1 protein-coding gene is annotated in these 1,139 nt (G+C 53.7%); it reads right to left on the bottom strand.

The window, feature by feature from the left end; genetic code table 11:
* Nucleotides 1-1,100, bottom strand: a 1,100-nt coding sequence (locus PFRI_RS05060) for a calcium-binding protein (RefSeq protein ID WP_139292096.1), incomplete at its 3' end; no start/stop codon positions are given.
* Nucleotides 1,101-1,139: the final 39 nt, after the last annotated feature.

The raw sequence follows: 1,139 nt of genomic DNA, 5'->3' as shown, positions 1-1,139 counted from the left end.
TCAGACAATTTCCGCGTCATAACCCATGAAAAAATTCGGGTTTTGGGGTAGCAGCGGTATAAGCCATCAAAAGTCATCGTTGTCGTAACGGGATCGGTGATGCCTGAGACCCATAGACCACTGGCTGCGGGAGAACCTTGGGTTTGCACGTTGGCTGTTTGACCTGAGGCATTTGTCGTTGTGGTGATATCTACATTCAGCGTTTCGGTCGCACCTGCGATTGCGAAATTGCCGTTTTCATCTAGTGCACTCCAATCAAGTGTCGTGCTGTCATCAACAGGTTCCGCGCCGATCAGATCGTTGCCTGCATTACCGTCAATACTATCCGCACCTTCGCCACCGCGAATGGTATCTGCGCCGCCATCGCCTGCGATTGTGTCAGCGCCATCGCCACCATCGATAAGATCGCCGCCCCCGTCACCACGAATGGTGTCAGCACCACCGCCACCAAAGATCGTGTCGCCACCACCATTGCCACGAATGGTATCCGCACCGTCTTCGCCAAAGATAACGTCGTTGCCCGCGCCGCCCAAAATGCTGTCATCGCCATCGCCACCACCCGGCGAGATGTTGTCTGTATCGCCATAAAGCGTGTCATTTCCATCGCCACCTTCAAGGGTGTCATCCCCACCACCGCCGAAAACAATATCGTTTTCTAGCCCGGCTTCGACGCTGTCATTTCCATCGCCTGCGCTGACAGTGTCTTCATTGCCGAGTGGGCCAGTACCATCGCCTGCATCGATTTGATCGCCATTTGGGTCGGTGTAGCTCGCATCAATAACATCTGCGCCGCTTGTGCCTGTCACCACGACAGGGGCTGTATAGGCAGGACCAGAAGTGACAAAGGCTGTGCCGCTTGTCGTGAACCATGTATCGGGGATGAAGTAGACGTTTCCATCCGTCGCTTCGTAGTAGGTGCCAGTATCGTTGATGTTGGAATACGTGCTGCCATTGCCAGCCCAAACTCCGGTCCAATTCCAACCCCCTGTTCCAATGGTGCTGGCAATCGTAAAGAAGATTTGGGTTGCATCAATGAAGTCGTTTGTATCCAGCGAGCTATCGCCGAGCGTTACAAGATATCCATTAGGTTCAGGACTCATAACCAGAATATGACGGTTGCAGCGAGGGCGATCGCTGAC

The organism is Planktotalea frisia (assembly GCF_001890925.1).
GTDB lineage: Bacteria > Pseudomonadota > Alphaproteobacteria > Rhodobacterales > Rhodobacteraceae > Planktotalea > Planktotalea frisia.
The sequence above is the reverse complement of the archived record's forward strand: the minus strand, read 5'-3'. Positions and strand labels throughout refer to the sequence as shown.